The sequence below is a fragment of the Streptomyces sp. SAS_270 genome (genome assembly GCF_052543295.1).
Genome location: NZ_JBMNDS010000005.1, coordinates 17,928 through 41,204, shown reverse-complemented (window position 1 = coordinate 41,204; position 23,277 = coordinate 17,928). Strand labels below are relative to the sequence as shown.

Here is a 23,277-nt window from a genome sequence, read left to right as displayed (position 1 = left end):
TCACGGCGTACCGCGCCGTGCCGCCCGTCCTAAGGCACTACCGCAGCAGGCTCCCAGCGGACCCGGCGGTCGTCCGGGAAGCCCGCCACGCCCTCACGACAAGACAGACGGAGTAGTCACTTCCCGAACTGGCAATCCAGACCGCCGAGTTGATCCTCAGCAAGTCGCTCACCAACGCAATCGTCCACACGGACAGCCCCGACGTCGCGGTCGACGTCACCCACACCGGGGCCGAACTCCGCCTCGCGGTCGCAGACCGTTGCCCAACCCGCGCCGCGCACAACTCACACCGCGGCGGGGGACGAATGCGGCCGCGGCCTCGCCCTATTCACCACACTGGCCGGCACTTGGGGCACAAGCAGCCCCGACGATGTCAACGGCAACAGATAAGCCGTATGGGCCATCCTGTCAACGCATCGCAAGACAGCGCCGAACAAAGGGAGTTGACTCATCACAACCACGTAACAAGCGCTCGCAGGCGGACCCGGACTCCACGCCCACCCAACTACGATCTTGCTCTGGCGACCGAGGGGGAGACATGACACATGGCGCCGCGCAGCGGAGAGTGATCGAGAACCCGATCCTCAACTCCCCTTACCGCGCCCCTGAGCGCTATTTCGCTTTTGACACCCTGGGGATCACCGACACCGTGATCGAAAGGCGTCGTCCGAGTTCGCACTTCATCCCCGTGCCACGACCCCGCAAGAGCAGCGGCTCCACGCAGCAGGAGTTACCCGGCTTCAGCGAAGCCGACATCAGGGAGAACGAGCTCGTCAACGGCGTCCGCCGGTCCCTGGACCGCTGGCGAGCGGGCGGGCGCCCGAACATCACACCGACCACCCGCCGTCTGTTGGAGTACTGGACGGACTCCTCACGCGACAACCCGGTGCTGTACTGCCAGTTAGAGGCAGCCGAGACCGCCATCTACATCGCCGAAGCCGCGACGAAATGTGGAGATCCCTGGATCCGCAATGAACTCGACGCTGAGAACACGGCGTTCAATGCAGGACTCCCTCGCATCGCCCTGAAGATGGCGACCGGTACGGGGAAGACCGTCGTCATGGCCATGCTGATTGCCTGGCAGGTGCTGAACAAGGCCGCGAACCCCAACGACCGCAAGTTCACGCGTCGGTTCCTCCTGGTCACTCCTGGCATCACCATCCGCGACCGACTCCGTGTCCTCCTGCCGGACGACCCTGAGAACTACTACAGGGAACGCGATCTCGTCCCCGCCGACCTGGTCTTCGCTCTGCGGCAGGCACGCATCGCCGTCGTCAACTTCCACACACTGCGCCGTCGGGACAGAACCGCTGTGGGCAAGGTCACTCGGCTCAACGCCGCCGTACTCCAGGGCGACTCCACCGACACCAGTGCTTTCGTCGAAACCCAAGAGGCGATGGTCCGCCGCGTCTGCGCCGATCTGCGCGGCAGCGGCGAGATCATGGTTCTCAACGACGAGGCCCACCACTGCTACCTACCGAGAGCGGCCGCCGAGGCACAGGCCGACCGGCGCGTGGCCGCCGCCGAGCAGCGGGAGGCCGAGGCTCGGGATGCGGACGCCCGCGTATGGTTCTCGGGCCTCGCAGCTATCCACGCCCGCCTCGGGATCAAAACGGTCTACGACCTGTCGGCGACCCCATTCTTCATCGGCGGGTCCGGGTACGGAGAGGGAGATCTCTTCTCTTGGGTGGTGAGCGACTTCTCCCTCGTCGACGCCATCGAATCAGGCGTGGTGAAAATCCCCCGCGTACCGGTGGACGACGACCGTCCGTCACCTGACGTCACCTATCTCGACCTGTGGCAGCGGATCCGCGAAGGCCTTCCCCGACAGGGGCGCAAGGCGGACGCCACCCACGCCGATGTTTTCCCCGACGCCCTTGACGGAGCTCTTGCCAGCCTCTACTCCTCGTACAAGCGCGAGTACGCGCGCTGGGAGGAATCAGGGGCCGCGACCGCAGGAGAACCACCACCGGTCTTCATCGTGGTATGCGCCAACACCGCGGTCTCCAAAATGGTGTTCGACAGGATCGCAGGTCACGAGAAGGTCCTCAAAGACGGTACTGCAGTACTGGTACCCGGCTCACTGGAACTGTTCTCGAACGTACAGGCCGGAACATGGTCGGCCTCTCCACCAACCATTCTGATCGACTCCCGTGAGCTCGAATCGGGCGAAGCTTTGTCCAAGGAGTTCCGCCGGCTCGCGGCGGCGGAGATCGAAGAGTTCAAGGCCGAGTACACCCGGCGATTCCCCGGCCGCTCGGAAGCCGCCGTATCCGATGCCGATCTACTACGCGAGGTCATGAACACGGTCGGCAAACCGGGCCGACTGGGCGCCGGCGTCCGCTGCGTAGTCAGTGTTTCGATGCTCACCGAAGGCTGGGACGCCAACACCGTCACGCACATCCTCGGGGTGCGGGCCTTCGGCACCCAGTTGCTCTGCGAGCAAGTGGTCGGCCGTGGCCTGCGCAGACGCTCGTATGCCGCAGACGAGAACGGCTTCTTCGCAGCCGAGTACGCGGACGTGTACGGCGTACCGTTCCAGTTCATCCCGACCGTGGGCCGCACCAAGGACCTCAAGCGCAAGCCGGTTCACCGGGTCAGGGCTGAACCGGACCGGCAGCACGCCGAGATCACGTTCCCCTGCCTCTCCGGATACCGGCAGGAGTTCCCCGAAGCCTCACCCGAGGCGGAGTTCGGCCCGGACTCGCGCATGGTGCTGTCCAAACGCGACCTGCCCATGCTCACCGAGACGGCGGGTCTCGTCGGCTCCACCGACACGCAGAGTCCCGAAGCCTTCCTTCAGCTGCGGGACCAGCAGGTCGCCTTCAGGCTCGCGGCCGAGATGCTCACCCGGCTCGACGACTCCGCTGATCCCAAGCCCTGGCATTTTCCGGCCATGCTGAAGATCACCCGCGGCTGGATCTCGGAGTGCCTAGAGCTCCAGGACGACACCCGCGTCGGACTGGTCACCAGCAGTGGACTGCTTCAGGAGGCGCTGGCACGGATCCGCAACTCACTGCGCTGGCCGGAGAATTCCCCTGAGCCGAAGACCGTGCCGATCTTCCAGCCCCACGGCAGCACCGGCTCCACTCAGAACGTCAACTTCGCCACGACCAAACAGGTCTATGTCACGGCCCAGGAGATGTGCCACGTCAACTTCACCGTGCTGGACGGCGCCTCGGGCAACAGCTGGGAGCGGTCGGCCGCCCAGGCGCTGGAGACCCATCGACAAGTGGTCGAGGCCTATGTCAAGAACGACCACCTCGGCTTCGCCATTCCCTACACGCATCAGGGCAGCGGACACCGATATCTGCCGGACTTCCTGGTGCGCCTCAAGCCAACCCATGACGGAGTGCCACGCACGCTGATTCTGGAGATCTCCGGCGGGCGCAAGTCCGCGGCTGTCACGGCGGTGAAGGCCGACGCAGCCCGGAACCTCTGGCTTCCCGCGGTCAACGGGCACGGTGGATTCGGCCTGTGGGGCTTCTGTGAAGTCACCGATCCGACACGAGTCAAGCAAGCGATCACCGAGGCCGCGCAGGCGCTCGAAGGCAGGGGAGGGAGCGGCAATGCAGTCTCGCAAAGATGATGTGGCCGGTATATCGAATCCAGTGACGGCCATCACTCACACGGAGACACGGTCCAATATCCCGACAGCGGACAACTCCATCTTCCTGGACGAAGCCGATACCGCGCCCAGAAACGTCCCGGTGCAGCGTTCGGCCGAGACCAGGTCGGAGACCACGGTCACCGAGCCCGAACTCACCTGGCGAGGCAAACGGGAACAGGATGCGGCCGGGCTGGTGGTGGATGCTCCGCCCCTCTTCATTCAGGAGAAGATCGACTCCCGGGCCCTGGTCGCGGCCTTGCGTTCCGGACACGTCGGTAACTTCGAACAGCCTTCGCTCTATGACGAGTTCGACGGGCTCGACGACTGGGCGAACGTCGAGTTCTACCAGCATGAGCAGAACTGGTCGAACCGTCTCATCCTTGGCGACTCACTCGCGGTCATGGCCTCTCTCGCGGAGCGGGAGAAGTCCACGATCCGCGGCAAGGTTCAGATGATCTATGTCGATCCGCCCTACGGCATCCGCTTCGGCTCCAACTGGCAGCCCCGTACACGTAGCAGAGACGTATCCGACACCAAGGCGGCCGACGTCACCCGGGAAGTAGAGCAGATCAAGGCGTTTCGCGACACCTGGCAGTGGGGGCTCAACTCCTTCCTCGCGTATCTGCGCGACCGGCTCGCCCTCGCCCGTGAACTACTGAACGAGACTGGTTCGGTCTTCGTCCAGATCGGTGACGACAACCTGCATCTGGTGCGGTCAGTACTGGACGAGGTCTTCGACCGGGCCAACTTCTGCTCCCAGATCTCATTCCGCACGACGAGCAGCGCCACCGGCGACCTGCTGGCCGGAACGACGGACTACCTATTGTGGTACGCAAAGGACCGGGAAGCTCTGAAGAGCAGCGACAAATATCGGCAGTTATACCGGGCGAAGGTGGCGGGGGGAGATGGGGTAAGCGCATACCGGTATGTAGAGCTGCCGGACGGCGCTCGCCGCGCGATGAAGTCCGAGGAGCGGCGTGATCACACCTTGCTGCCCAAGGGCAGCAAGGTGTACACCCTGGACAATCTGACCAGCCAGGCGTCCGGGCGAGAGAAGGGGGAAGGTGCAGCCTCTTGGTTCAAGGTGGAACTCGAAGGCCGTATATTCCAACCGCCTCAGCACAGCCGCTGGAAGACAAACCCTCTTGGCATGGAGCGACTCAAGGCCGCTCGGCGCCTGGGTATCGCCGGCAACACCCTGCGCTACATCCGTTACCTCGACGATTTCCCCGCATTCCCGCTCAGCAACTCCTGGGACGACACCACCACCGCCGGATTCGGTGATCCCAAGCTCTACGTCGTCCAGACCAACACCAAAGTCGTCGAACGCTGCATGCTGATGACCACCGATCCCGGTGACTTGGTCCTCGACCCCACCTGCGGGTCCGGTACGACTGCCTACGTCGCTGAGCAGTGGGGGCGTCGCTGGATCAGCATCGACACCTCGCGGGTGGCCCTCGCCCTCGCGCGACAGCGCCTGATGGCCGCGAAGTACCCGTACTACCTGCTCGCCGACTCACCTGTGGGACGTGCGAAGGAGGCAGCCGCCACCGGCCAACCCCTGTCGGAGGGCACAGCCGCGGGAGATGTCAGGAAGGGTTTCGTGTACGAACGTATCCCCCACATCGAACTGCGCACCTATTCGACCAATCCTGCCATCCACAGCGACATGTCCCGGCAGGAGATCGACACAGTCATCCGGAGACACGCCAAGCAGGAGACGCTCTACGATCAGCCCTTCAAGGACCTCAAGAAGGTACGCGTCACCGGTCCCTTCACCGTCGAGAGCCTGTCGCCCTACCGGACCCTGTCCGCCGACGCCGAACTCTCCGGGACCGAACGGGCCGCCGATGACGAGGCCGACGCCTCCTCCTACGTGCAGACCATCCTGGAACACCTACTCAAGGAGGGCGTTGGCACCGGCGAGCCGTCCAAGCGGATCACATTCGACACGCTGACGCCCTACCCCGACGCGTGGATCCAAGGCGAGGGACACCGAGAGGGTGGGCCGAAGGGAACGCCTCAGCGCATCGCCGTCTTCATCGGTCCCCAGTACGGAACGGTGGGGCCGTCACAAATCAAGAGCGCGGCCCGGCAAGCGCGACGCGGCGAGGGGTTCGACCTACTCGTCGTGTGCGCCTTCGCCTTCACCCCGGATGCCCAGCGCACCGCGGCGGAGTTCCAGATCGGCTCGTTGCGAGTGCTGAACGTGCGGATGAACTCCGATCTGGCGATGGGTAGGACGCTGCTGAAGAACACCGGCAGCGGGAATCTGTTCACCCTGTTCGGCGAGCCGGACATCGAGATACTCCACACCGACGACAACCGACTGACCGCCACTGTGCGCGGTGTCGATGTCTACGACCCCACGACGGGGGCCATCCGCTCGAAGAACGCCGACGGCATCGCACTGTGGATGATCGACACCGAGTACAACGAGGAGTCCTTCTTCGTACGGCACTGCTATTTCACAGGCGACAAGACCGCGTACAAAGCGCTGAGCCGGGCCCTGCGCGCCCAAATCGACGAGTCCGCGTGGCAGAGCTGCTACCAGACCACCTCACGCCCCTTCGCGGTACCTGGCAGCGGAAAGATCGCCGTCAAGGTGATCAACGATTACGGCGACGAGGTGCTGAAGGTCTACGACGTGACCCGCTCGGAGCAGCGCGGGGCACCCCGGTGATCCGCCGCTGCCGCCGGACCCTCCCGGTGTCAGTGCTCCCCGGTAGCGTGGACGTATGACAGACGACACGAACGGGACCAATGGGTTGTTCCTCGAAGAAGTGCGTCTGACCGCGTTCAAGTCCTTCCATGGCCAGGTGCTGCGACTCTCGCCGCTAACCGTCTTGATCGGACGCAACAGCAGTGGCAAGTCCAACGCCCTGGACGGCATCGAAGTGCTCTCGCGTCTGGCTCACGGCGAGGACATTCGGGACGCGCTAGAAGGGCGTAGGCGGGATGCAGAGCCCGTCCGGGGCGGGCTGGAGGGGTGCGCCCCTCATGGGGAGAACCTATTCGCACTCGGCTGCACCGCGACCACTCCACAAGGACCGGTAAGTCTTGATGTGGTGGTCCAGGTCAGGCCCGAGGTACAGATTGTCAGCGAGACACTTGTCGGGCCAGCCGGACGCGGCCAACGCACCCTTCTGGAAACCGGCCCTGCGGAGCGCGCCAGGGGCGACATCCAAGCCACCTGGTACAACGGCAAGCGCGGGCGCAGCCCGTATGAGCCATTCCGTTCCTCCCGGCTGCTCACCGGGCAGCTCGCTGTTCGGGCGGTCGGTTCCACAGCCGGCGAGCGCGCGACGCTGGCGGCGGCAGAGCGACTACTCACCGTGTTGCGTGGTGTCTTCCAGCTCGATCCCGTCCCCCACCTCATGCGCCAATATGTGCCCGCGCGGGACTATCACCTCCGCCGCACCGCGGAAAATCTGTCGGCCGCAATCGGCCGGATCCGGAATCAGGATCGGCCGCGGTTCCGTCGACTGCTCACTCTGCTGCAGGGGCTGTCCGACCATGAAGTACGGGGGCTCACCGTCAGTAGCTCCGATCTGGGCGACGTCATGCTGGCGCTTGACGAAGGCGAACGAGGCCGCACGCCGGCGCGTGAGATGAGCGACGGGATGCTGCGCTTTCTCGCAGTGTGCACCGCCGTACTGAGCGGCGGCGACGGTCTGGACCTTGGGCCCGAGGACGATCCAGAGATGGCGCGCACACTGATGCTGGTCATTGAGGAACTGGAGAACGGTCTCCATCCGTCCCAGGCCGCGACCGTGCTACAGCTCGTCAGACAGGCCAGCGAGGAGAGCAACGCCCAGGTGCTGATCACTACACACAGCCCCGCCCTGTTGTCCGCTCTCGACGGCTCCGACCATGGCGGTGTCGTCGTCTGTTCACGCGCCCCGTCCGACGGACTGAGCCGACTCCTGCCCCTGACAGAACTGGACGGTTATGCGCGAGCCATGGCCAGCGGACCCCTCGGCGACGTAGTCACCCAAGGCGGCCTTCCTCCAGAAGTCAGCCCAGAACGAGACTTCAGCGATTTTGACCGGCTATTGGGCATCGGGTGATCGAGGTTGCGTCCCGTCGTCTTCGTCGACACCTCGGTGTTACTCAATCTGCTGCGCGTACCGCGCAAGGACCAAGATCACGAGCGTGTAGCCGAGCAACTAAAGAAGATTCGGCAGACCTGCGACCTTGTGCTGCCCGTGACCGCCATCATCGAGACGGGCAACCACATCGCGCAGCTCAAGGATGGTGCAGCGCGAGGTACTTGCGCAGAGGGCCTGGCCGGGATGCTTCGCCTGTCGATCGCAGGTAGGGCACCCTGGGCTCTCAACACTGTGGCCTGGGACAAGGAGTTTCTCCAAACTCTGCTCGACGGCGCCGGAACCGGGGCGACGCTCGTCGAGCTGGCGCGGGCCAAGCGCGGCTGCGGGGATCTCAGCATCCTTACCGAGGTTGCTCGCTATCGCGCACGCACCAGCGGTTTACGGCTCTTGGTGTGGACCCTGGACAGCCAGCTCGCGTCGTACTCCGAACCCCCACCAGGCTGATCGCGCATCGAGAACGCCTGCGCTGCTTCTCGCGCCCGCGCTCCTCCTCCCCAGCCGCGGATTCCGCGAAGGGGCACCAGGCGGAGCAGACATTCCCTGTAGTCCCGCCCGCCCGTTGCACAGGCGGTGGCAGGTCGGCGACTGCGCGAGCGACTCTCCGGTCGCCGCCCGCCCCCCACCTATCCTTTTCCTAGCTTTCCCTTACGGGAAGGAATGTCCCCGCTCACCACTTCACACACGGAGCACCACCCATGTACTTCACCGACCGTGGCATCGAGGAACTGGAGAAGCGGCGCGGCGAGGAAGAGGTCACCTTCGAGTGGCTCGCCGAGCAGCTGCGTACGTTCGTCGATCTCAACCCGGACTTCGAGGTGCCGGTGGAGCGGCTGGCGACCTGGCTGGCGCGGCTGGACGACGACGAGGACGAGGACGAGTAGGACCCCCTCGGGTTCGGCAGGGGCGTCAGTCCGGGGCGCGCATGCGTTCGTAGGCGAAGCCCAGCGCGCCGTGGATCACCAGCAGCGCGCCCGCGACGACCCAGCCGCCGCTGCGCCGGCGTACGCCCCAGGCGGCGAGGGGGAGACCGGCGGCCAGCTGGGCGGCGGCGAGGGCGCGGGCGCGGGGACCGCGCAGCCAGGGGCCCAGCGTGGTGTTCTCGACGGCGTCGAGTTCCGCGCGCACGGCGTCGCGCCAGCCTGTCCACTCGACGGCTTCGGCGCCGGGCCGGCCCCGGGCCGCTGCGCACAGCCGGTCGGCGGGTTCTCCGGGGCCGAGGCCGGCGGGCAGTGACAGTCCCGCGCGCGTGAGGACCGCGAGCAGGCCCGTCATGCGCGCGTGCGCGTCGGCGTCGGTGTCGGGTTTCGTCAGCCGCTCCAGGGACTCCATGTCCAGCACCGGGTCGAGACCCAGGCGCGCCGCGAAGGTGCGCATCGCCTCGTCCTCGCCGACCGGGGTGCCGTTCGCGAGCCATACGTAGCCGACGGTGCGGCGGAATCCGGACGCGAGCGTGCAGCCGCAGCGGTCCGCGTCCCACCACAGCGCGAGTACGGGCCAGGGGGCGCCGACGGCCAGGGCCGTGGCCCAGCCGGTGAGCACGCGGTCGACGGGTTCGCCGCCGTGCAGCCAGGGCTTGCCCTCGGGGACCAGCACGCTCCACTCGGCGCCGGCCCGCAGGAGCACCATCCGCTCGCGCAGCAGCTGGGCGGGGGTGCCGACGGCGTCGGGCCCCGCCCGGCACAGGAGCAGGGCGCCGGCGGCCTCGGCCGGGGGCTCGTCGGGCGTCGTCGACATGGTCACACCGTAGGCCGATTCACCCCTTTTGACCCTTCGATGATCCCCAGAACGGGTGTCTTGACTTTCCGCACCCGCGATATATCGTGTCTCTTGGAAGACGCGATATGGCGTGTTGCGCCGTACGGCGTCAGACGTCGTACGGCGTTGTCGTGGACGGCGCCGTGCGTGGCTGTCGCGTACGCCGCTGTCCGCGCCCCCCTGTGTTCAGATCCCGCCGAGGAGGTCCGCACCATGTCCGAGTGGTCCGTCACCGAGCCACGCAAGCTGTCCTTCGACGACCCCGTGACAGCGCTCCAGGTGCGCATCGTCAACGGAACGGTGAACGTCGTGGGCACGGACGAAGGTTCCGCCCGTCTCGAAGTCTCGGAGATCGACGGCCCGCCGCTGCTCGTGACCCAGAAGGACGGCACCCTCACCGTCGCGTACGAGGACCTGCCCTGGCGGGGCTTCCTCAAGTGGCTCGACCGCAAGGGCTGGCGCCGCAGTGCGGTGGTCTCGCTGACCGTCCCGGTGGGCACGAACGTCGAGGTGGGCGTCGTCGGGGCCAGCGCCGTGGTCTCGGGGACGGAGGGGCGGACAGAGGTGAAGGGCGTCACGGGCGACACGACGCTGGTCAGGCTCTCCGGCCCGGTGCGCGCCGACACGGTCTCGGGCAACGTGGAGGCGCAGGCCGTCACCGGCGATCTCCGCTTCAACTCCGTCTCCGGCGACCTGACCGTCGTCGAGGGCTCGGGCCCCTCCGTGCGCGCCGACTCGGTGAGCGGGTCGATGATCGTCGACCTGAACCCGGGAGGCCGCCCGACGGAGGTCCACCTGGTGAACGTGTCGGGCGAGATCGCCATCAGGCTGCCGCACCCCGCGGACGCGCGGGTGGAGGCCAACACCGCGAGCGGCACGGTCTCCAGCGCATTCGAGGACCTCCGGGTCCGAGGCCAGTGGGGCGCCAAGCAGATCACCGGCCAACTGGGCGCGGGCAACGGCAAACTGAAGGCGACGACCGTCTCCGGCTCGATCGCCCTGCTGCGCAGGCCCCCGGCCGAGGACGAACCGTGGGACGCGGAACCCGAGGACGCCCCGCAGGCCCCGACCGACAAGAAGGTGCTCTGAGATGGCTCCCGTCTTCGCCCACGGCCGCCTGCGGCTCTACCTGCTGAAGCTGCTGGACGAGGCCCCGCGCCACGGCTACGAGGTGATCCGCCTCCTGGAGGAACGCTTCCAGGGGCTGTACGCACCCTCCGCCGGCACCGTCTACCCCCGGCTCGCGAAGCTGGAGGCCGAGGGGCTGGTCACCCACACCACCGAGGGTGGCCGAAAGGTCTACGCGATCACGGACGCGGGCCGCGCCGAACTGGCCGACCGCAGTGGCGAGTTGGCCGACCTGGAGCTGGAGATCCGCGAGTCGGTCGCCGAGCTGGCCGCGGAGATCCGTGCAGATGTACGGGGCGCGGCGGGCGACCTGCGCCGCGAGATGCGGGCAGCGGCCACGGAGGCCCGCCAGGGTTCCGCCGGGACCAAGGAGCAGGGGCGGCACGAGAACGCGTACCGCGACTTCACCGAGTTCGGCGACAAGGAGGCGTGGCGGGCCGCGAAGGAGGAGATGCGGCGCGCCAAGCAGGAGTGGAAGGAACAGGCGCGGCGCGCGAAGGACGAGAGCCGCCGGGCGCGTGACGAGGCCCAGCGGGCGCGCCGCCAGGCCAAGGAGGCGCAGGAGCGGGTCCGGGAGCAGGCGCAGGAGGAGATGCAGCGCATGGCCAAGCGGGTCCAGGACCATGTCCAGGACCACTTCGCGCGGGGCGACTGGCCGACGGGCGTGCGGGAGGGACTGACCGAACTGGCCAAGGAGTTCGGCGACTTCGGAAAGGAGTTCGGGAAGGAGTTCGGCAAGGACTTCGGGAAGGGCTTCGGGCGCACCGCGCAGACGGAGCCCGAGTACACGGTCACCCCCGAGGACTTCCCCGCCGAGTACGAGCCGTCCTGGGCTCACGAGGACTCCTCCGGGAACCCGGCCCGCGACCTCGACCGCCTGCTGGACCGCTTCCGCGACGACATCCGCGACGCGGCCCGCGACCACGGGGTGACGGAGCAGCAACTACGCGACACCCGGGGCCACTTGTCGGCGGCGGCGGCACACATCGGGGCGATACTGCGCACACCGCGGGCATGATGCTGCCCTCGCGTCTGTGGTGCCCGGTCCTGTGGGCACCACAGACCCCCCGCCCCGGGCCCGGGTCCTCATCCCGCCTTGGCGGCTCCCCCGTCGCCGTAGAGCACGCGCGTGACCTTCTCGTACGTCACCCCGTGGTCGGCGAGCACCTCCGCGGGGACGCCGGGGCGGACGGTGAGGGCCAGCAGGAAGTGCTCGTCCCCGATGCGCCGGTCGTGCCGGGCGACGGCGATCCGCAGGGACTGCGCGACCGCGCCCTTGGCCCCCTGGGCGAACGGCCGACGCTTCACCCAGCGCCCTGCGGCCCTCCTCCCCGGTTCGAGCACCCCTTCCCCATGGGCCTCCTCCACGCGGGAGACGATCTCCGAGAGGTCGATGCCCAGCCCGGAGAGGGCGTCCGCGTCGGCGCGCGAGAGCCCGCCGCGGCGGCGGGCCTCGGTCAGGGACCGCTCCACGGACTCCCGGGCCTCGCCCGTCAGCCCGAGCGAGGCCAGCGCGAACGACGCACGACTGGCCTCCCGGTCAAGGAGCGCGAGGAGCAGATGTTCCTCCTCGACCGCCTCCGCACCCACCCGTTCGGAGTGCCCGACGGCACCCTCGACAACAGCACGGGCGTCCTTGGTGAACCGCTCGAACATCACTGCCTCCCGTACTTCTTGTGCACGGCCTGTCTGCTCACTCCGAGTTCCGCGGCGATCTCCTGCCACGACCAGCCCTGATTGCGCGCACTGCGCACCTGCACCGCCTCCAGCTGCTCCAGCAGCCTCCGCAGCGCGGAGACCGCCCGCAGCCCGATCCGCGGATCGCGGTCGCCCGCGCGCTCGGCGAGATCCGTTGCGTCCGTCATAAATGTCAACCTACGTTGACACCATGACGCTGTCAACCTTAATTGACACGGCAACGGCCGACCCGCTGGGCGGATCGGCCGTTGTAGGAGCTGGGATGCTGTGGGAGCTGTACGAGGACTGGCGCGCGCGACAGCTCAGGAAGCGGACGGCGTCAGGACGATCTTCCCGAACTGATCGCCCGACTCCATCCGGGCGAAGCCCTCGCGGGCCCGGTCGAGCGAAAGCACCTCGTCGATGACGGGACGGACGCCGGTGGCGGCGCAGAAGGAGAGCAGGTCCTCCAACTCGTCCTTGGTGCCCATGGTCGAGCCGACCACCTTCAGCTCCAGGAAGAAGATGCGGGTCAGCTCGGCGTGCGAGGGACGGTCACCGCTCGTCGCACCCGAGATGACCAGGGACCCGCCGGGCTTCAGCGACTTGACCGAGTGGGACCAGGTCGCGGCGCCGACGGTCTCGATGACGGCGTCCACCCGCTGCGGCAGCCGCGCCCCCGACTCGACGGCCTCCACCGCGCCCAGCTCGAGCGCCCGCTTGCGCTTGGCCTCGTCACGGCTGGTGGCGAAGACGCGCAGCCCCGCGGCCTTCCCGAGCACGATCGCGGCGGTCGCCACGCCGCCGCCGGCCCCCTGGACCAGAACGGAGTCACCGGGCCGTACGCCGGCGTTGGTGAAGAGCATCCGGTAGGCCGTCAGCCAGGCGGTGGGCAGACAGGCGGCCTCCTCGAAGGACAGCTCCTTCGGCTTCGGAAGCACGTTCCAGGTCGGGACGGACACCTGCTCGGCGAAGGTGCCCTGGTAGTGCTCGGTGAGGATGGAGCGGGGCTCCTTCGGGCCGACGCCGTGCCCGGTCTGCCCGATGACGGAGTGCAGCACGACCTCGTTGCCGTCCTCGTCGACCCCGGCGGCATCGCAGCCGAGGATCATCGGCAGCTTGTCCTCGGCAAGGCCCACGCCACGCAGGGACCAGAGGTCGTGATGGTTGAGCGAGGCGGCCCTGACGTTCACGGTCGTCCAGCCGGGCCTCTGTTCGGGAGCCGGGCGCTCCCCCAACTCCAGGCCGTTCAGTGGCTGGTCACGGTCGATTCGGGCGGCGTAGGCAGCGAACATGACCACGACGATAGGCTCCCCCGCCCCCGCTGCGGAACGCTTCCCCTCTGTGACACGCGTCCCGCCAGGAAGGCCTTTTCGCCCCCTCCGCCCCTACCCGTCCCGTTGACCTGGGGGCTGCCGCCCCCTCTCCCCCTGCATCGCGCTGACGCGCTCGTCCTCAAACGCCGGACGGGCTGAATCCAGCCCCTCCGGCGTTTGAGGAGCGGGGGTCCAGGGGCGGAGCCCCGGAACACGGGACGGGCAGGGGCGGAGGGGGCGAAAACCATCCGCCCGGCCCAACCCCCGGGTAAAAAATGGGCCCCGCCGGAGCATCCCGGCGGGGCCGCAAGAACCCGCGTCAGCGGCGAGCCACACCCTCGGCCCGAGCCGCGGCAGCCACCGCGGCCGTCACCGCCGGAGCCACCCGCTCGTCGAACGGCGAGGGAATCACGTAGTCCGCGGCAAGGTCGTCCCCGACGACCGCGGCCAGCGCGTCAGCGGCGGCGATCTTCATCCCCTCCGTGATCCGGGAGGCCCGCACCTGAAGCGCCCCCGCGAAGATCCCGGGGAACGCCAGCACGTTGTTGATCTGGTTCGGGAAGTCGGACCGCCCGGTGGCGACCACAGCCGCGTACTTGTGCGCGACCTCCGGATGCACCTCGGGGGTCGGGTTGGCCATGGCGAACACGAACGCGCCCTCGGCCATCGAAGCCACCGCAGGCTCCGGCACCGTACCGCCGGAGACCCCGATGAAGACGTCGGCTCCGGAGAGCGCCGCCTCCAGCGAGCCGGAGATCCCGGCCTTGTTGGTGATCTCGGCGAGCTCCCGCTTGACCGGCGTCAGGTCGTCCCGGTCCGCCGAGACGACGCCCTTGCGGTCCGCGACCGCGACATCGCCGATGCCCGCGGCGAGCAGGAACTTGGCGATGGCGACCCCGGCCGCACCGGCACCGGAGATCACCGCCCGCAGATCACCGAGCGCCCGCCCGGTCAGCCGAGCCGCATTGCGCAGCGCGGCGAGGGTGACGACCGCTGTCCCGTGCTGGTCGTCGTGGAAGACCGGGATGTCCAGCCGTTCCTGGAGCTGCCGCTCGATCTCGAAGCACCGAGGAGCCGAGATGTCCTCGAGGTTCACACCGCCGAAGGACGGCGCCAGCCGGACGACGGTCTCGACGATCTCGTCGACACCCGTGCAGTCGAGCGCGATCGGCACCGCGTCGACCCCGCCGAACTGCTTGAACAGGATCGCCTTGCCCTCCATCACGGGGAGGGAGGCTTCCGGGCCGATGTCGCCGAGCCCGAGGACGGCCGTCCCGTCGGTCACGACGGCGACGACGGACGACTTCCACGTGTAGTCGTGGACGAGCTCCGGCTGCTCGGCGATCGCGCTGCACACCTTCGCGACGCCGGGCGTGTACGCCAGGGACAGGTCGTCCTTGTCGCGGATGGGCACGGTGGCCTGCACGGCCATCTTGCCGCCACGGTGCAGCGCGAACGCCGGGTCGAAGGCGAAGGAACCGACCGATTCAACGGATTCGGCGCCCTCGGCGCCGAGGCCGGAATTCACCGGCTCCGCGTCGCCTTCGTGGCCCGTACTGCTGTCGCTGCGAGGATTGACGATCTCCGCTGCCACTTTGTTTTACCCCTTAAGTCTTCAAGGTTTGAGGGTGACCACTCCTGGTTGAGGGGTGGGCGGGCACCGCGTATGCCCTGCCGCCGTGGTTGCGTACGGGCGGATACGCGACGGGCGCGCCGCACACGCGCCCTGAGCCCCGGATGAGGGGTGTAAAGAACCTTCTTACCGGACCGATGGTGCCGTGGACGAGTCCATAACGCGAAGGTCACATGCCAGTGACATGACTCATGGCGAAATGGATGGACAAGTCCTGGACAAGGGCTCAAGGCGCCGCAAGTGCGGAGTAACGGCCGCCCGCATCGTGAGATGCGCCGAAGATCTTCCGGCCGGAAGGAGAGATTCCCGCAGAAGGTACGGCCCAGTGGTACCGGCCGGTAGCAGATCGGGGGTCACCCGTTATCCGATTTTGACATAGCGAGTCCCCTGAACGGCGCAGTCCGAATGGCAAGATGCCGTCATCACACGAGGTCGCGACACCCGAAGGTGTGTGTTCTCGTCGGTGTGTGTTCTCGTCGACCCATCGGCAACTCCATCCATTCCCGCCGGAGGAACCAACATGACCGCAAGCTCCACCCGTCGTCCGAACATCGCGCGCTCACGCACCGCCGCGGTCGGTGCGATCGCGGTCGCCGGCGCCCTGCTGCTCGCCGGCTGCGGCGACCAGACCAACGGCAGCGGCGGGGGCAAGAAGGAGACGGGCGACACCAACAGCGCCCCCCTCTTCTCCAAGCTGCCCAAGAAGATCCAGGACGCGGGCGTCATCAAGGCCGGCACGAACGCCGAGTACGCCCCCATGGAGTCGACCGAGGGCGGCAAGATCGTCGGCGTCGACCCGGACCTGGCCGACGCGCTGAGCAAGCAGCTCGGTGTGAAGTTCCAGTTCACCTCCGGCTCCTTCGACGGCCTGATCACGGCGGTCAACTCCGGTCGCTACGACATCGCGATGTCGTCCATCACGGACAACAAGCAGCGCCAGGAGGGCCTGGACGACAAGGGCAAGAAGCTCGGCGAGGGCGTCGACTTCGTCGACTACTTCGTCGCCGGTACTGCCATCTACGTCAAGAAGGGCAACCCGGAGAAGATCTCCGGCATCGAGGACCTGTGTGGCAGGACCGCCGCCGTGCAGCGGGGCACCACCTACGAGCAGGCGCTCAAGGACCAGTCCACCAAGTGCAAGAGCTCCGGCAAGAAGGCCATCGACATCGAGTCGTTCGACAACGACACCGAGGCCCAGACCCGAGTGAAGTCCGGTGGCGCGGTGGCGGGCATCAACGACTACCCGGTCGCGCTGGACCTGGCCCGCAAGGCCGACGGCGGCAACGCCTACGAAGTGATCAACAAGCAGTACGACGCCGGCCCGTTCGGCATCATCCTCGACAAGAAGAACACCCAGCTGCGTGACGTGCTGAAGGAAGCCGTCGACGCGATCATCAAGGACGGTTCGTACCAGAAGGTCCTGGAGAAGTGGGGCGCGCAGTCGGGCGCGATCGAGAAGTCCGCGATCAACGGCGGCAAGTAGGCCCAGCGCACCACTGAAGGGCAGTCACGTGACTGACAAGTTCGACAAGTCTCCGGCGGACACTCCGCCTCCGGGAGGCCCGGTCTCCAAGACCTCGGCGTCCGGAACCGACCCGGAGGCCATCAAGGCGATCCCGGTACGGCACTACGGCCGGTGGGCCAGCGGCGTCATCGTCGTCGCGCTCCTCGTGGCGCTCGTCTTCGCGTTCTCGCAGGGCGACATCCAGTGGCACACGGTCGGCGACCAGCTGTTCGTGTCCAGTGTCGTCAAGGGCGCGGGCCGTACGCTGCTGATCAGCGTGCTCGCCATGATCGTGGGTGTGGTGCTGGGCATCCTCCTCGCGGTGATGCGCCTCTCGAAGAACCCGGTGACCAGCACCGTCGCCTGGCTCTACATCTGGTTCTTCCGCGGCACCCCGGTCTACGTCCAGCTGCTGCTGTGGTTCAACCTGGCGCTGATCTTCCCCGTCCTCAATCTCGGTCCGATCTACAAGAACGAGATGACGGACGTCATGACCCCGTTCATGTGCGCCCTGCTGGGCCTCGGCCTGAACGAGGCCGCGTACATGGCGGAGATCTGCCGCGCCGGCCTGCTGGCCGTCGACGAGGGCCAGACGGAGGCGTCGCACGCCCTGGGCATGAGCCACGCCAAGACCCTGCGCCGGATCGTGATCCCGCAGGCGATGCGCGTGATCGTGCCGCCGACCGGCAACGAGTTCATCAACATGCTCAAGACCTCGTCGCTGGTGTACGCGGTGACGTACAACGAGCTGCTGCGCTCGACGTCGGCGATCGGTTCCACGTCGTACGCCGTGATGGAGATGCTCTTCGTGGCCTCCATCTGGTACCTGGTGATGACCAGCGTGTTCAGCGTCTTCCAGTACTACCTGGAGCGTTACTACGCGAAGGGATCCAGCCGCAGCCTGCCGCCGACGGTCTTCCAGAGGATCAGGGCGAACATGCTCGGGCTGGGCAGTGAGAGGGGCAAGGCGTGACCGCCATGGTGAAGTCCGAGGGCGTCCACAAGTCCTTCGGCCCCGTAGAGGTCCTCAAGGGCATCGACCTGACGGTGAACACCGGTGAGGTGTTCTGCCTGATCGGCCCGTCCGGCTCCGGCAAGTCGACGTTCCTGCGGTGCATCAACCACCTGGAGAAGATCAACGCCGGTCGGCTGTACGTCGACGGCGAGCTGGTGGGCTACCGCGAGAAGGGCGACAAGCTCTACGAGCTCAAGGACAGCGAAGTCGCCCTGAAGCGCCGGGACATCGGCATGGTCTTCCAGCGCTTCAACCTGTTCCCGCACATGACGGCGCTCGAGAACGTCATGGAGGCGCCGATCCAGGTCAAGGGCGTCAGCAAGTCCCAGGCGCGGGAGCGCGCGGGCCAGCTGCTGGACCGCGTCGGCCTCGCCGACAAGGCGAAGAGCTACCCCTCGCAGCTCTCCGGCGGCCAGCAGCAGCGTGTGGCCATCGCCCGGGCGCTGGCCATGGACCCGAAGCTGATGCTCTTCGACGAGCCGACCTCGGCGCTCGACCCGGAGCTGGTCGGTGACGTCCTCGACGTCATGCGCGACCTCGCCGAGTCGGGTATGACGATGGTCGTCGTCACCCACGAGATGGGCTTCGCCCGCGAGGTCGGCGACAGCCTGGTCTTCATGGACGGCGGCGTGGTCGTCGAGTCGGGCAACCCCCGCGACGTACTGACGAATCCGCAGCACGAGCGGACGCAGTCGTTCCTGTCGAAGGTGCTGTAGCGGTACACGACGGAAGGGGCGGTACGGGACTCCCGTACCCCCCCTTCCGTGTGTGCGGCTACGGCAGCAGCTGCGGCTTCAGGATCAGCGCGCGCAGCTGGGCCCGGGTCAGCGGCGGCGTCTTCAGCAGCGGGCCGAGCCGGCCCTTGCCCTGGTAGCCGGCGGAGTCGCGGACGTGCAGGATCCGGCCGTCCGGCAGCCTCAGGGCCGCGTCGAACTCCTTGCCCATGGTCGGGTACGACTCGCTGCCCGGCTCCGGCTCGCCCACCTGCCAGATGCCCAGCAGCCCCCCGTCCGGCAGCTTCTCGGTGACGCAGTCCACCCGGCCGTCCTTGGGCGCGTCCTTGCACGGGTTCTCGAAACCCTTGCCGCCGGTCTTGGCAGCGACCTCCTTGAGGGTGCTCAGGTGCACCGAGAGGTATCCGGTGCCATCGGCCCTGGTGACCGCGAAGTCCCCGTCGAACGGGCCGACCGGCTTCGGCAGCGGCGCCTTGGGCACCTGCTTGATCAGGCGCAGCAGGGACACCTCACTGATCTTTCCCGTCCCGGAAGGCAGCAGCTTCGCGAACTCGGCCGCCCTGGAGGTGAGTTGACCGGCGGTGGGCTCGCTCGCGACACTCGCCCGGCCCTCACCGCCGTTCAGCACGCCGGGGCCGAACACCAGCCCGGTCGCAACGACCGCCGCCGCGACGCCGGTTGCCGCCGCACGCCGTCGCCACCGCAGCCGGGAGGCCTGCGCGAAGACGGCCTCGCTGCCGCGTCCGGCGGGCGCCGGAACGTCGTCCACGGCCCGCCCGAGCAGCTCCCTGACCCGTTCCGTCCCCACTTCCTTGTGGTTCATACGTGTTCCTCCCGCACCGCGGCCCTGAGCGCCGCGAGTCCCCTGGCCGTGTGGCTCTTGACCGTGCTCTCCCGCATCCCGAGCAGCTGCGCCGTGGCGGCCACGCTCAGGTCCTCCCAGTAGCGCAGCACCAGCACCGCACGCTGTCCGGGCGCGAGCTGCGCGAGCGCGGCCCGCACCATCAGTCCGGTGTCGCTGTCGACCAACCGCTCCGCCACGTCCGGCACTTGGCCGTACGCCTGCTCGCGCCGCCAGAACCGCCGGCGCGCGGAGATGAAGGTGTTGACGAGCGTCTTGCGCGCATAGGCTTCGAGGTTCTCCAGACGCCCGTGCCGGCGCGCGCCGAGAACGACCTTCACCAAGGTGGTCTGGACGAGGTCCTCGGCCTCGTCGCGGTTGCCGCACAACAGATAGGCGCTGCGGAACAGCGCCGTACGTCTGCCCTCGACGAAGGCGTGCAGTACGGCTTCCTCGCCGCGCGTCATCCCGCCCCCTTCCCCGGCCCGCGGTCACGGACCGTCTCACCCTTCCAGTGCGGCGGGAGGCCGCTCAGGACGCGGCAGAGGCGGTACGGATTCTCCGTACCGCCTCAACAGCTGCCGCGGGGTGCCTACTTGACCGCGAGCACCAGCGCGTCCGAGGGGGAGCTCCAGACCGGGCGGGCCTCGCCGAAGCCCTTCTCGCGCAGCACGCGCGCGTGCCACTGCGCGGAGGGCGTGTCACCATCGGCGTGCTCGCCGTAGATCTCGAAGCGGCGGGCGGTCGGCGCGGCGAGCACGGGGTCGGCCGCGGCCACCTGCCACCATTCCGCCCAGTCGAGGGCGCCGTCGCCCTTGGCCTGATCCATGCGGGCATGGCGCTGGGCGCGCTCGGCCGCGTTGATCCGGGGCGTCGTGTCGTCGATCATGTGGTCGGCGTTCATGAACACACCGCCGTCGCGGACGAGTTCCGCGACCTGACCGTAGAGAGCCGCGAGGGGTTCGCTGTGCAGCCAGTGGAGGGCGGTGGCGGTCAGGACGGCGTCGTAGGAGTCGTACGGCAGCCGGGCCGTCCACTGCGGGTCCTTCAGGTCGGCGGTCACGAAGGTGACGCGGTCGTCGTCCTGGAAGGTGCCCTCGGCGATGGTGAGCAGCGCCGGGTCGAGGTCGACTCCGGTGCTGACGGCCTCGGGGAAGCGGGCGAGCAGCCGGGCGGTGATGGTGCCGGTGCCGCAGGCGAGGTCGAGGACACGGGGCGCCGGACCGACGAGCGCCTCGACCATGTCGAGCATGACCCGGAAGCGCTCCTCGCGGTCGGGCATGTACCACTCCTGCTGTCGGTCCCAGCTCTGCTGCCAGGCCTGCCAGTCGGTTCCGGTCGTGGTGGTCATGGAAGCCCCTTCTTCGCTCGACCTCGTAATACCCTGGATACACGATCAGCTGTTACCTGACCGCAAGCACGACCATAGAGTGCCCTCGTAAGGACTACAAGTGGAACTGGCCTATTACTCGGATTACGCGGTGCGCCTCGTCAACAGCGAGGAGCCGGTCCGGGGCAAGGACGCGCTCACCTCGGTCGACGCGGTCCGTGACCTCTTCGAGAACAACCCCTCGGCGGCCCGTCGCGCCACGGACGCGGACGTCACGCGCTTCCGTTCGGTGCGGGCCCGGCTGCGCGCGGTGTTCGAGGCGGCGGACACCGGCGACGAGACCCTGGCGGTGGACCTGCTGAACTCGCTCCTGCTCGAATTCCCCGTGAGCCCGCAGATCTCCGGCCACGACCACCGGGACGACGACGGGCGCCCGCTGTGGCACATGCACCTCGCCGACCACCCGTCGAACGCGACGGCGGGCTACGCGGCGATCGCCGCGATGGGCCTGGCGTTCCATCTGACGGAGTACGGCGTGGACCGCCTCGGCCTGTGCGAGGCCGCACCGTGCCGCAACGCCTATCTCGACACCTCGACCAACCGCTCCCGGCGCTACTGCTCGGACCGCTGCGCGACCCGCGCCAACGTGGCCGCCTACCGCGCCCGCAAGCGCCTGGAGGCCGACCGGCCGGAAAGCACCGGCCTGGCGGCGGACAGCCCCCAGCGCACGAGCGCCACCAGCGAACGCTGATCACCCCTGAGCGGCCGATAGCGCAACCGCACCTTCCCGAGCACCAGTTCCTCGGGAACGGTGCCGTAGTCGGTGCTGTCCCCGCCGGCGTACGCGTTGTCACCGAGCACCCACCAGCCGCCCTCCCGGCGCTCGGCCGCCCGCTTCACGACCAGCAGGTCCTGCTGGAACGGATGGCGCAGAACGACCACGTCGCCGGGCCGGATCCGCGCCCCGTACTGCACGACGAGGCGGTCCCCGTGCTGCAGCGTGGGCACCATGGAGGGCCCCGTCACCTCGGCCGCCCCGAATGGCAGCACAGCCCTCCCGCGCTCGGTCTCCTGCGACAGCTCCGGCATCACGGGCACCTCCCCGGTCCTATCCTCCACGAGTCCCAGTCTCACCCCGGACTTTTGTCCTAAGCCCATGGGGGCACTCGCGAAAACCCGTCTCCTACGGAGTAATGTCCCACCTGAGAAGACGATCACGAGGAAGGACAGCTCAATGCTCTCCCGCCTGTTTGCCCCCAAGGTCAAGGTCAGCGCCCACTGCGACCTGCCCTGCGGTGTGTACGACCCGGCCCAGGCCCGCATCGAGGCGGAGTCGGTGAAGGCCGTGCAGGAGAAGATGGCCGCCAACGACGACCCGCACTTCCAGGCGCGTGCCGTTGTCATCAAGGAGCAGCGCGCCGAGCTCGCGAAGCACCACGTCTCGGTGCTCTGGAGCGACTACTTCAAGCCCCCGCACTTCGAGAAGTACCCGGAGCTGCACCAGCTGGTCAACGACGCCCTCAAGGCCCTCTCGGCCGCCAAGGCGTCCACCGACCCGGCGACGGGCCAGAAGGCACTGGACTACATCGCCCAGATCGACAAGATCTTCTGGGAGACCAAGAAGGCCTGATCCAGGGCCGAACCGTGACGACCGGCGGGCGGAGCACGTCCCCGGGGCGACGGACATGGTGAAGGGGCCCGGCCGAGGGTTGGCCGGGCCCCTTCCCCATACCCCGGCGCGACCGCGGCGCCCCGTGCGATCCTTGGACGGTGACCGTAGAGGACCTGGTCCGGCTGCGCCGGGCACGCGACCGCATGGACCGGGAGTACGCGGAGCCGCTGGACATGACGGAACTGGCCCGCACGGCGCTGATGTCCCCCGGTCACTTCCAGCGCAGCTTCCGCGCCGCCTACGGCGAGACCCCGTACACGTATCTGATGACCCGCCGTATCGAGCGTGCCAAGGCGTTGCTGCGGCGCGGCGACCTGACGGTCACGGAGGTGTGCTTCGCCGTGGGGTGCACCTCGCTCGGGTCGTTCAGTTCCCGCTTCACGGAGCTGGTGGGCGAGACGCCGAGCGCGTACCGGGCGCGGCCGCACGACCACGGGGCCCCGATCCCGTCCTGTGTGACGCAGCGTCTCACCCGCCCGGCCCGCCGCCGCAACCCGGAAGCGGAACCGGGCAGGTGGCTCTAACGTGAGCGCATGGATCTGAAACTCTCCCAGTGCTTCATCGCCGTGGACGACCACGACAAGGCGCTCGCGTTCTACCGGGACGTGCTGGGCCTGGAGGTCCGCAACGACGTGGGGTTCGAGGGGATGCGCTGGGTGACCGTGGGCTCGCCGCTCCAGCCGGACGTGGAGATCGTCCTGGAGCCGCCGGCCGCGGATCCGAGCACCTCGGCGGCGGACAAGCAGGCGATGGCCGAGCTGCTGGCCAAGGGCGTCCTGCGCGGCGTGATCTTCTCCACCGCCGACTGCGACGCCCTCTTCGAGCGCGTGCGCGAATCCGGCGCCGAAGTCCTCCAGGAGCCGACGGACCAGCCGTACGGACTGCGCGACTGCGCCTTCCGCGACCCGGCGGGCAACCTTCTGCGCTTCAACGAGCGCCGCGGCTGACGG

23 protein-coding genes are annotated in these 23,277 nt (G+C 68.1%); 14 read left to right on the top strand and 9 right to left on the bottom strand.

Annotated features, from left to right (window positions below):
• The first annotated feature begins 370 nt into the window (after positions 1–370).
• The 5 genes from ACN6LB_RS05125 (at position 371) to ACN6LB_RS05105 (ending at position 8,603) form a co-directional block, all read left to right on the top strand.
• On the top strand, positions 371–3,589 hold the full coding sequence (locus tag ACN6LB_RS05125; protein WP_445024745.1) for a BPTD_3080 family restriction endonuclease: 3,219 nt from the start codon (positions 371–373) through the stop codon (positions 3,587–3,589).
• A complete protein-coding gene (locus tag ACN6LB_RS05120; RefSeq protein ID WP_445024744.1) occupies positions 3,489–6,293 on the top strand; it encodes a site-specific DNA-methyltransferase in 2,805 nt (934 codons plus the stop codon). Before ACN6LB_RS05125 ends, ACN6LB_RS05120 begins: the two co-directional genes overlap by 101 nt.
• Positions 6,294–6,348: 55 nt before the next feature.
• Positions 6,349–7,680, top strand: coding sequence for an AAA family ATPase (locus ACN6LB_RS05115; protein WP_445024743.1), 1,332 nt, complete (start codon positions 6,349–6,351; stop codon positions 7,678–7,680).
• A 6-nt stretch (positions 7,681–7,686) separates the two neighbouring features.
• Positions 7,687–8,166, top strand: a complete 480-nt coding sequence (locus ACN6LB_RS05110; protein ID WP_445024742.1) for a hypothetical protein — start codon at positions 7,687–7,689, stop codon at positions 8,164–8,166.
• Between the two features lie 251 nt (positions 8,167–8,417).
• Positions 8,418–8,603: a DUF6104 family protein gene (locus ACN6LB_RS05105; protein ID WP_018102711.1), complete on the top strand. Its 186-nt coding sequence runs from the start codon at positions 8,418–8,420 to the stop codon at positions 8,601–8,603.
• A gap of 25 nt (positions 8,604–8,628) precedes the next feature.
• Here ACN6LB_RS05105 and ACN6LB_RS05100 read toward each other — a convergent pair whose 3' ends face one another.
• Positions 8,629–9,456: a hypothetical protein gene (locus ACN6LB_RS05100; protein WP_445024741.1), complete on the bottom strand. Its 828-nt coding sequence runs from the start codon at positions 9,454–9,456 to the stop codon at positions 8,629–8,631.
• A 234-nt stretch (positions 9,457–9,690) separates the two neighbouring features.
• On the opposite strand from ACN6LB_RS05100, the gene ACN6LB_RS05095 reads away from it, so the two are divergent.
• On the top strand, positions 9,691–10,566 hold the full coding sequence (locus ACN6LB_RS05095; RefSeq protein WP_445024740.1) for a DUF4097 family beta strand repeat-containing protein: 876 nt from the start codon (positions 9,691–9,693) through the stop codon (positions 10,564–10,566).
• Position 10,567: 1 nt separating this feature from the next.
• Positions 10,568–11,623 carry a PadR family transcriptional regulator gene (locus ACN6LB_RS05090; protein ID WP_356133396.1) on the top strand — a complete coding sequence of 352 codons (1,056 nt, stop codon included), beginning with the start codon at positions 10,568–10,570 and terminating at the stop codon, positions 11,621–11,623.
• A gap of 68 nt (positions 11,624–11,691) precedes the next feature.
• On the opposite strand, the gene ACN6LB_RS05085 is transcribed toward ACN6LB_RS05090, so the two are convergent.
• From ACN6LB_RS05085 to ACN6LB_RS05070, 4 genes are all read right to left on the bottom strand, one after another.
• Positions 11,692–12,261 (bottom strand): Clp protease N-terminal domain-containing protein, encoded by a 570-nt coding sequence (locus ACN6LB_RS05085; protein WP_445024739.1) that lies wholly within the window; start codon positions 12,259–12,261, stop codon positions 11,692–11,694.
• Positions 12,261–12,470, bottom strand: coding sequence for a helix-turn-helix domain-containing protein (locus tag ACN6LB_RS05080; RefSeq protein ID WP_356133392.1), 210 nt, complete (start codon positions 12,468–12,470; stop codon positions 12,261–12,263). Before ACN6LB_RS05080 ends, ACN6LB_RS05085 begins: the two co-directional genes overlap by 1 nt.
• A gap of 135 nt (positions 12,471–12,605) precedes the next feature.
• On the bottom strand, positions 12,606–13,577 hold the full coding sequence (locus ACN6LB_RS05075; protein WP_445024738.1) for a zinc-binding dehydrogenase: 972 nt from the start codon (positions 13,575–13,577) through the stop codon (positions 12,606–12,608).
• Positions 13,578–13,917: 340 nt separating this feature from the next.
• A complete protein-coding gene (locus tag ACN6LB_RS05070; RefSeq protein ID WP_356133388.1) occupies positions 13,918–15,192 on the bottom strand; it encodes an NAD(P)-dependent malic enzyme in 1,275 nt (424 codons plus the stop codon).
• 559 nt (positions 15,193–15,751) lie between these two features.
• Here ACN6LB_RS05070 and ACN6LB_RS05065 point away from each other — a divergent pair.
• Genes ACN6LB_RS05065 through ACN6LB_RS05055 form a run of 3 tightly spaced genes read left to right on the top strand, consistent with a single transcriptional unit; the run spans position 15,752 to position 18,466 of the window.
• The gene (locus ACN6LB_RS05065) at positions 15,752–16,714 is read left to right on the top strand and encodes an ABC transporter substrate-binding protein (protein WP_356133386.1); all 963 of its coding nucleotides are present in this window, start codon (positions 15,752–15,754) and stop codon (positions 16,712–16,714) included.
• Positions 16,715–16,742: 28 nt separating this feature from the next.
• Complete coding sequence (locus ACN6LB_RS05060; RefSeq protein ID WP_356133384.1) at positions 16,743–17,708, top strand: amino acid ABC transporter permease; 966 nt, start codon at positions 16,743–16,745, stop codon at positions 17,706–17,708.
• Positions 17,705–18,466, top strand: coding sequence for an amino acid ABC transporter ATP-binding protein (locus tag ACN6LB_RS05055; protein WP_356133382.1), 762 nt, complete (start codon positions 17,705–17,707; stop codon positions 18,464–18,466). The genes ACN6LB_RS05060 and ACN6LB_RS05055 overlap by 4 nt, the downstream gene beginning before the upstream one ends.
• 58 nt (positions 18,467–18,524) lie before the next feature.
• Here the strand turns inward: ACN6LB_RS05055 and ACN6LB_RS05050 are convergent, their stop codons facing one another.
• The 3 genes from ACN6LB_RS05050 to ACN6LB_RS05040 all read right to left on the bottom strand — a co-directional run bounded on the left by ACN6LB_RS05050 (position 18,525) and on the right by ACN6LB_RS05040 (position 20,676).
• Positions 18,525–19,307 (bottom strand): hypothetical protein, encoded by a 783-nt coding sequence (locus ACN6LB_RS05050; RefSeq protein ID WP_445024737.1) that lies wholly within the window; start codon positions 19,305–19,307, stop codon positions 18,525–18,527.
• Positions 19,304–19,792 carry a sigma-70 family RNA polymerase sigma factor gene (locus tag ACN6LB_RS05045; RefSeq protein WP_445024736.1) on the bottom strand — a complete coding sequence of 163 codons (489 nt, stop codon included), beginning with the start codon at positions 19,790–19,792 and terminating at the stop codon, positions 19,304–19,306. Before ACN6LB_RS05045 ends, ACN6LB_RS05050 begins: the two co-directional genes overlap by 4 nt.
• Positions 19,793–19,917: 125 nt before the next feature.
• Positions 19,918–20,676: a class I SAM-dependent methyltransferase gene (locus ACN6LB_RS05040; RefSeq protein ID WP_445024735.1), complete on the bottom strand. Its 759-nt coding sequence runs from the start codon at positions 20,674–20,676 to the stop codon at positions 19,918–19,920.
• 100 nt (positions 20,677–20,776) lie between these two features.
• Here ACN6LB_RS05040 and ACN6LB_RS05035 point away from each other — a divergent pair, with 100 nt between their 5' ends.
• Positions 20,777–21,406 carry a CGNR zinc finger domain-containing protein gene (locus ACN6LB_RS05035; protein ID WP_356144756.1) on the top strand — a complete coding sequence of 210 codons (630 nt, stop codon included), beginning with the start codon at positions 20,777–20,779 and terminating at the stop codon, positions 21,404–21,406.
• Here ACN6LB_RS05035 and sodX read toward each other — a convergent pair.
• Positions 21,310–21,744 carry a nickel-type superoxide dismutase maturation protease gene (sodX, locus tag ACN6LB_RS05030; protein WP_356144800.1) on the bottom strand — a complete coding sequence of 145 codons (435 nt, stop codon included), beginning with the start codon at positions 21,742–21,744 and terminating at the stop codon, positions 21,310–21,312. The two genes, ACN6LB_RS05035 and sodX, sit on opposite strands and share 97 nt — an antisense overlap.
• Positions 21,745–21,889: 145 nt before the next feature.
• Between sodX and sodN the strand changes: the two genes are divergently transcribed.
• The 3 genes from sodN to ACN6LB_RS05015 all read left to right on the top strand — a co-directional run bounded on the left by sodN (position 21,890) and on the right by ACN6LB_RS05015 (position 23,274).
• A complete protein-coding gene (gene sodN, locus ACN6LB_RS05025) occupies positions 21,890–22,285 on the top strand; it encodes a superoxide dismutase, Ni (protein ID WP_356144758.1) in 396 nt (131 codons plus the stop codon).
• Between the two features lie 140 nt (positions 22,286–22,425).
• A complete protein-coding gene (locus ACN6LB_RS05020) occupies positions 22,426–22,851 on the top strand; it encodes a helix-turn-helix transcriptional regulator (RefSeq protein WP_356144760.1) in 426 nt (141 codons plus the stop codon).
• Positions 22,852–22,860: 9 nt separating this feature from the next.
• Positions 22,861–23,274, top strand: coding sequence for a VOC family protein (locus ACN6LB_RS05015; protein WP_356144762.1), 414 nt, complete (start codon positions 22,861–22,863; stop codon positions 23,272–23,274).
• Positions 23,275–23,277 lie beyond the last annotated feature (3 nt).